This window comes from Pseudomonas oleovorans subsp. oleovorans, from assembly GCF_002197815.1.
GTDB lineage: Bacteria > Pseudomonadota > Gammaproteobacteria > Pseudomonadales > Pseudomonadaceae > Aquipseudomonas > Aquipseudomonas oleovorans.
The window spans coordinates 75,189-82,967 of record NZ_NIUB01000022.1 but is presented as its reverse complement, the minus strand read 5'-3'; the positions used below and the strand labels follow the sequence as shown (position 1 = coordinate 82,967).

Annotated in this window: 6 protein-coding genes; 1 reads left to right on the top strand and 5 read right to left on the bottom strand. The window is 57.1% G+C overall.

Annotated elements, in window-relative coordinates; translation table 11 throughout:
- Positions 1-197: 197 nt before the first annotated feature.
- On the bottom strand, positions 198-2,879 hold the full coding sequence (locus PSOLE_RS14515; protein ID WP_074861055.1) for a PD-(D/E)XK nuclease family protein: 2,682 nt from the start codon (positions 2,877-2,879) through the stop codon (positions 198-200).
- A 278-nt stretch (positions 2,880-3,157) separates the two neighbouring features.
- On the opposite strand from PSOLE_RS14515, the gene PSOLE_RS14510 reads away from it, so the two are divergent.
- Positions 3,158-3,982: an EAL domain-containing protein gene (locus tag PSOLE_RS14510; protein WP_074861058.1), complete on the top strand. Its 825-nt coding sequence runs from the start codon at positions 3,158-3,160 to the stop codon at positions 3,980-3,982.
- Between the two features lie 92 nt (positions 3,983-4,074).
- Here the strand turns inward: PSOLE_RS14510 and PSOLE_RS14505 are convergent, their stop codons facing one another.
- The 4 genes from PSOLE_RS14505 to PSOLE_RS14490 form a co-directional block, all read right to left on the bottom strand.
- A complete protein-coding gene (locus PSOLE_RS14505) occupies positions 4,075-5,103 on the bottom strand; it encodes an ATPase, T2SS/T4P/T4SS family (protein ID WP_083393767.1) in 1,029 nt (342 codons plus the stop codon).
- Positions 5,104-5,115: 12 nt separating this feature from the next.
- Positions 5,116-6,273 (bottom strand): transcriptional regulator, encoded by a 1,158-nt coding sequence (locus tag PSOLE_RS14500; protein WP_074861061.1) that lies wholly within the window; start codon positions 6,271-6,273, stop codon positions 5,116-5,118.
- Positions 6,257-6,478 (bottom strand): hypothetical protein, encoded by a 222-nt coding sequence (locus PSOLE_RS14495; RefSeq protein ID WP_139205030.1) that lies wholly within the window; start codon positions 6,476-6,478, stop codon positions 6,257-6,259. The genes PSOLE_RS14500 and PSOLE_RS14495 overlap by 17 nt, the downstream gene beginning before the upstream one ends.
- Positions 6,479-6,589: 111 nt before the next feature.
- Positions 6,590-7,699, bottom strand: a complete 1,110-nt coding sequence (locus tag PSOLE_RS14490) for a radical SAM protein (RefSeq protein WP_074861080.1) — start codon at positions 7,697-7,699, stop codon at positions 6,590-6,592.
- Positions 7,700-7,779 lie beyond the last annotated feature (80 nt).

The window sequence follows — 7,779 nt, the reverse complement described above, 5'->3', positions numbered from 1 at the left end:
TGTGGAGTGAACGGCGCTGTCAGGCCGTCAGCAGCAGGAACCCACCGAAGCGACGACGCGGCGAAAGCCGCCTAGCGCCGTAGGAATCCCCGGCCTTCCAGCTTGCTGCGAGCGAAGCGAGAGGCCGTGGAGGATGTCAATGCGCCCACCACACCTCCTTCGGATGCTGGCCCCTATGAGCCAGCAAACTCAGACGCTCAAATCAACGGCGCCAGATGCTCATACCCCATAGGCAGCGCCTTATCGAACGACGACAGGCAGCCATTCCCTCCGAGGAAACCATCAGCCATTTCTTCCAGAGCCCCCTCCCACGCAGCTACTTGCGCAGCCCATTCGGATGGCTGGCACACGTCATTCTTGCCCGATGCCGAGCCATCGAGCTTAGCGGTGAACGAACTGCGGGTGTGAGTGTGCAGCTTCTTGGGGTTGATTTGCGCCAGCGTGATCCCGTCAATCGAGGGAACACCTAGGGCGTCAGGGTCAACCGTTGTGGCATAGATCGGGAGCTGTGGCTCCAACAGCTTCTCTGCATTCAACCGCTTGAAAGTGAAGTTGGCGCCCGACTTGTAGTCGAACAGCATGGAATAGGTAACGTCGCCGGGAGCGAAAATCTTGTCGATCCGGTCGAGGCTCACCGTCAGCTCAACACCGAAGACGTTGACCTCGGTGCGCCGCTCGAAACCAATCACCTCGAAGGGGTAGTGACGGGCCTTCTCGACCTCCATCCAAGCTATCAGCAGGGTGTGCAGGCGGTTCTGCTCCAGACCAATCAGGCGGCGACCGTAGCGCCATTGGAGCTTGTACAACAGCGCAACACTGGCCTGCTCGATTGCCTGAGCCACCTCGGCATCCAGCTCATCCTGCGTGAACGATTTCAGCTTCTCCTGCGTGCGAACAGCAGTCCAGAAGAACTCAAGGCACTTGTGGAGCATGGTCCCCTGAATGCGCGGATCAAAACCGAACACCGGAACCGGGAACTCCTTGGCTCCAAGGCGGTTGCATGCAAAGGCAAAGAACGGCTCTACCGCATAGTTCTGGAAAACACTCACACCGCCCTTGATCTGCTTACGTTCCTCGTCACCAACGGCTGGGATAGCTTCTTCCTGATAGTCATCGCGGTTCAGGCTGCCGACTTCATTGCCGACAAAGCCACCCCAGGCAACGTTGCTACGCTGAGGCGCCGGCCACTCACCGAACAACACAGACGGGCCGACATTACTGCCGCGATCATCGTGCTCGAAACAGGAAACGGTAATGTCGTTGCTGGTAGTCATCAAAGCCTGAACTACACGCTGTGCCTTTTCGAGCTGGCCTTCACCAGTCGCCTCGGGGACGCCGGCAGCGGTTAGCAACTCCAGGGGCAGGAACGGGTTCGGATCAGCGGGCAGAGGCAACACTTTGCTGGTAGCCCCCAGCATCCATACATGATCGAAGCTCAGGCCGACCGCATCCGCATAGGTCATGATTGCTACGGGTGCAACATGACTGAGGCGGGGCTGGAACTGCAAGGTATCAACTATTTCACGCATCCACATGTAGGAACGCTGATAGGTGCAATGCCCCAACTGATAGTCCAGCGAACGGAACACCTTGAGGGCTTCTTCCCAAGCCTCCAGGGTCTGGTAGTTTGCGCTGGAAAGTGTCTCGGCCTCCGGCCAGCCCATCTTGGTCAGGCTCGCGGTAAAGAAGTCGGCCCACTCAGACGGATAGCGATCTTCACTGTCGTCTTCCTGGGAGGCCAGAACGTGCCGCAGATTCTCGGTGAAGATAGGGCAGCTCACCTTGCAGGCAGCTAGAGCACGAAGGTAGTCCTTACCTCCCATATTCAGGCCGTTATTCTCTCGCAGCCAAACATCGACCAATGACCGCTGCGCACCTTCACTGACGTGGCCACCTACCCAGCTAGAGCGCAGCACTCGGCTGAAAACATCTGCATCCGCCTCGCGGTTGGTGATCGACAGGATGCCCATGGCAGCGCGGATCATCGGGCGAGCGCCCAGTGTGGCCCCGCTGGAAATATCCCATGGTTCGCGCACCTCTACACCATCCTTAATCGGCAGCAACGACGCCGGGCTCACGCTCATCGTCAAAGCTTCGATCAGAGGCGCTTGGTGGGTATCCATGGCCGGAACCAGTATCGCAATGGTGGGCGCTGCATGGGGCGTTTCGATGTAAGGCTTGAGAGTAGCGTTCACCCATTCAGCCACCTGCTCGAATTCATCCGCCTGCGTGACGGCACGGCTCAGCCTGGGCGTAATGGCTTCGCCCTCAAGATCGAGTTCCACAACCTCCACACCCTTCGCCTGTAGAGCTTCGAGAATTGCACGCTCCGATGGGTTCAGGTACAGCACGCCGACCATCACAACTTTACGCGGCAAATCCACCTCGCCGGCATGGATAGCGCTCAGCACCAGCGCGGGAAGCTCCGCACGGAACACGCACCCACTTTTGCGACACTCGGCCTCGATCAGCGCTCGCCACTGCCAGAACACCTCGTACTCGCGCTTGAAGCGAAAGCGATCCTGATCTTGAGGCAGTTTGTACTTGATGAACGTCGAGTAGGCCTGAGCGATTCGACGTGCCGTGCTGGTCGAAGAAATCAGGTTTTCCGGGAGAAGGCCCGAGCGGTCAGCGACGCTCTTAACCACTGCGAGTTCTTGAACTGGGTAAAGCAGCTGCTCGCTGGGCAACTGCTCAAGCCACACTTCCTCGATCCATTGGGTGATGGTGCGCACCTTGCCCTTAGCAAACCAGGACCGCTTGCCAGCAATGGACTGCAACAGAGCCGCCTGCATTTTGATATGCCGGGACACTCGCTCGGTCGCTGCAAGCACCAGGGTGTCGTTATCGAGGTTTTGAAGGTGGGCAATAAGGGACATGGGGGAATCCTCCTGTGATGCCCAAACGATAACGCCCGCTCCTGTGTGTCAGCCGCGCCACCAAAAGATCGTCACCCCCAATTACAGGAACCCAGGATCGAGGATGGACGCCTAGAACCACTCTAAGCAGGGTGGTTCCGAGCGGGGGCATTCTTAGCCTCCTTCCCAATGCAAAAAAAAATCGATGAGAAAGGGGCAGGCACCTCCAAAAATGGGGGCTACGAGGGGGCATTACCAATTATGACAACAAGACCCCCCCCCTTTTTTGCAGGTGCTGAATGGACGACAAAACGATGATGGAGCCTGTACGCCTTCCCATCTACATGGTCTATCAGCCAGTAGCGAAGATTCACCAAGACGAGTTGGAAGTAGTTGCTTACGAGTCCCTTCTGCGGGTCAAGCCCAACAGCAGAAACCTCACTGCTCTCTCGGTCATCACCGAGGCCGAGCGCAACGGAACAATGCCAGCGCTCGATGCACTCATCACCAGAATGGTATGCCATGACGCCTCTCAGGTTGCCGGAATGAACCTCTGGCTGAATCTCTCGCAAGTAACCCTAAGCACACCACGGGCTACAAAATCGATAGCCAAGGTCATCGAAGATCACGGGCTCTCTAGTCAAGTCACCGTTGAAATCACCGAGACGGCAGACGGTAAGGTGCCCCTGCTCTTGGAGAGCGTCAGATGGCTGACCAGCAGACAGATCACCGTGGTGCTCGATGACATTGACGAGGGCTATGCAAAGTCGGACCTGCTTCGATCCGACCTGATCACGGGATGCAAGCTTTCCAATCGCTCTACGATGAGAATGAGTGCAGAGCCCGCTTATCTGGAGACTATCTCCCAGCTGATCCGTTGGTGCAGAACCAATGGCAAGACTGTTGTCATCGAGGGCATCGAGACTGAATCCCAACTCGCCATGGCGCGACACCTTGAAGCGGACTACTGCCAGGGCTTTCATCTGTGGGAACCGATTCCCTTAACCTCACTTCCCGTCCCCGGAACTCGGTTACGGGCCTTGGCCGAACGGCCTACGACTGGCGCTAAGATGAGTCGCCTTCCTGTGGGCGCTGCGGGTATTACAGACTTCGCCCAGCGGTAACTGGCACGCCACGGCGCACACTTCTGAACAATGAGAAAGGCCAGGGAATCCCTGGCCTTTTTTGATGACGCTCCAGCGGCCTTGAAGCGACCTCAATCGTTCGAGAGGCGATTTCGGCGCTGGATGAACTCAGACAGTTCTTCGCGGGTCGCCAAGCCTCGGGCCACCTGCATCATCGCGACCTCAGCCATGCTCTTGCGCTTTTGGTTGTCCATAACGCCAGCCAGCATAGGCAGAGCGCTTGGCCCTTTATCGAAGATGTTGCGGGCCTCCGTGTCTACAATTATTGACTCATAGATCGGAATCGGCTTGCGCTCGCTAGTGCCGAATCGAACCACATGCTGCCACCAAAGCCCGCGCAGGTTTCGAGCGAGCACGCGCTCGTATCGCTGGTCAACCAACGCGAGCATCCGGGTGTAAATGTCGAGCGCACTGTCAGCATGGATGGTGGCAAATACACTGTGGCCAGTGGATGCAGCCAAAAGCGCAGCATTCGCCGTTTCCGAGTCCCGGATTTCAGAAACCACGATAGTGGTCCGGCTCTGCCGAACGCAATCTCGGATCGCCTCTGGGAAAGATTCGACGTGAGTTCCAATCTCGCGCTGGATTATGGAGTGGCTGGGGTAAATCACCTCGATGGGGTCTTCAACCGTGGCAATTTGTGCAGAGCGCGGATCAAGCTGTCCGATGGTTGCAGCCATTGTGGTGGACTTGCCCGAACTCATTCGGCCAGCAAAGAGGGTCAGGCCGGCACCTTCGGTAAGCGGCCTGATCAGGTTCCAGTCCAGACCAAGGTCGTCGCGCAAAGCTGGAATCTTCAAGGGCAGGTGGCGCATCGATATGCCCCAGCCCTTCTGAGAGTTCGCAAGGCAGCAGCGGTAGCGGTAGCCCATGAACTCCGCCGTGTAGTGCGAACTCCGCGTGTTGTAGCCCTTCGCTTTCTGCGCGTGGGTTTGCTGAAAGAAATCACGCCAGACAGCCGGTGTCCGGCCAAAGGTCGTGATTCCGTGGAAATCAGTAGTTTCCACAAAGTCCTCGGTCAGCAAGATGTTCCTGCCTTCCTTCAAGGCGCTCTCCATCTTGCTTTCATCGGCGACTTCGATTTGCGATGCGTAGCTCACGTAACCCCCTTCTCAATAAAGCGTAACCGGCCCGTCCAACATGGGATCGAGCGAGTTTCTATGAATGGCATGCTCAACGAATCGCTTTGCCCCAAAGCATTCGTCGTTCGGTTTGTTAGGCTTGGCGAACTCCAGTAGGCAGGCGTTCTTGTATGAGCAGCCCTGGCATTCTGGATTGTTGTTCCGCGTCACCTGTCTCCGCATGTAGAGCCGGCGCTCACGCGAAACCAGAATGTCGTGGAAGCTGGTATCCCCATCCAGGATGTTCCCGAATGAGTGCATGTACTCCGTGTAGCCGTCTCTGTAGTTCGGCAAAACGAAGTCGCCATTTGGCAGCAGGAACAGCGTCTGTCCACACATGTTGCTCATGGGGGTTCGCTTCGAGCGATCAACTGCAAAGTGCGCCTCACCGATGGATGGCGGTGTGAGCCCTCTGTACTTGAGCGAGTACCAGTGATCGAGCATCGCGATCATGTAGTCATTGAACGCGGTCATTGTCGGCGCATAGCGGTCGTACTTGCCGGGTACAGAGTTCTGCTCGTTCAACATGAACGGCAGCCAGCCTGTCTCGCATATGCCCAGGTCAGTCAGTATGTCGAGAGTCTGCGCAGCACCTTGGGCAAGGAGGTCCGAATTGACCACGCTGATGGTTGCCACGCGAAGACCGCGAGCCACAGCGTCACGTACCTTTGCTTCCCACTTCCGAACATAGGAGTTCGAACGCATAGACCCATCGTATGAGGTCTGGATATAGCCACCCGTATGCCGATGCCAAAGCGGCGCCCATACATCCAGGTCCACACCGAGCAGTGACGTGAGCATCACATGCTTCACTTCATAGCCCTTAGCCGCAGGGAATTCCTCGGCCATCATCTGGACGTAGCTCTCGAAATAGTCTGGGCCAGTGCTGGTCGGCTCCCCGCCGTAGTTGTACACAAGGACTACTCGGTGGGGGGGCTGCACCTGATCCCAGTAGGCATCTACCTTGCGGCATACCTCACGCATCTGCTCAATGGTCATCGTCGTGGTATCACGGCGCTGCTCTAGGGATAGGTAGCAATGCTTGCAGTTATAGGGGCAATGCAGGGTGGGCATGATCGTGAAGACGAAGTACCCATTCTCGATGGTATCGGGCACATCGTGCCCAAACTGACTACCCGTTGCAGTCATCGCCGGCCTCCTTCTTCACGTAGAGGACAGGGCGACGCAAGTCACCGGGCAACTGGCCATTGCTCAGGCCAAGCTTCGCCGGATCGACATGGAAGTGGTGCTTGTTACGCTCCAGCGACTGCTCAAGTAGCTCAACCTCGACAGAGCGCTCACCATTGCCCCCACTCTGACTTTTCTCCAGAGCGACGATAGTGTCCACGCTCAACAGCCTGCGTCCGTAGCGCCATAGAAGCTTCGCAAGGATGGGGAAAATCGAGAAGAACCCGACATGTCTCCCAGTTGCACGGCCAGAGTCGTTCATCGTGCTATCCACCGCTCAACCGACCGCGATCAGGTGTTCAGGCAGCGCCGCATTACGCATCAGCAGCGCCTGCGGCAACACACCTTCGCTGACTCGCTTACGGGCGTACTTGATGAACGTCTTGAAGCCAGGACATTCACCCTGGCCGTTCCACTGCTCATGCAAGACGCCGCAGTTGGCCTTGCAGATCATGCGCTCATCGCAAGAACGACAGGCTTCTGGGAGTCGAGTTGCCTTCATGACTTCCCGCAGATAACTGCGGGAGGTAAGAACATCATGGACAGTTGTGGTGAACTGAACCTCACTGGTGCCATCGGGCTTGGCCACTTCCTTTGTCTCAAAGAGGTTGCCATGCGAGTGGTAGTCGTTAGTGCCGCCCTTCTCGATGCAGCTGATGGTGCGACCATCGGAGTCAATGTCCAGAGCCCCGTGGACGATAGGGCACACCACGTCATCCATGGGCTGATCCTGGTGAACCGCCATAAGCCAGGACTCGCAAGGGTTCACCCACAGGTCGGGGATTCGGTCACGGTTGTCGATGTACCAGTCCAAGGCATCGCAGTAGAACTTGGCTGTTTCGCTGTGCGACGGCTGCACCAACTTAGAATTCAGGTCCCCATCGCCGCTGGGGATGAAGAATCCGAAGTGCATCTTCGTGAAACCCAGCTCCACAAGTTCCTCGATCATCGACGCAGCGCCGGCCTGCACAACCGGCTTCACAAGCGCGGTGGTCACTGAGAAGTCTTTAGGCCCTGGCAGCGACGGGTCTTTGGACTCCGCCATGAGGGTTCTGACGTTATGCCGCCAGATTTCCTCCTGCTTGCGTTTGTTGAACCGAGTGGTTCGCTCGTAAGAGGTAGCCACCTTGTCGAAAAGGCGTGCGACCTCCAGCGCCTCTGCGGTGACAAGGTTGGTCACTATGCTGAATGCCACTTCTTGAGGGATTTGGCTCAAAAGCTCCTTGGCTTTGGGCAGCACAGCCTTGAAGAACTCGACCCCGAGCATGGAAGGCTCGCCACCGATGACGTGAATATCCACGAAGGTGTACCGACGCGAGAACTCGTAATCGAGTTTCATGTGGTCAACGATACCCTGCACCACATGCAGGAATTCCTCCTGGCTCATGTCAGGCGACTTATCTTTCTTGTCAGACAGGATGTAGCAGTGGCTACACCTGAGCTGACAGCGGCGTGTCACGTTGATCT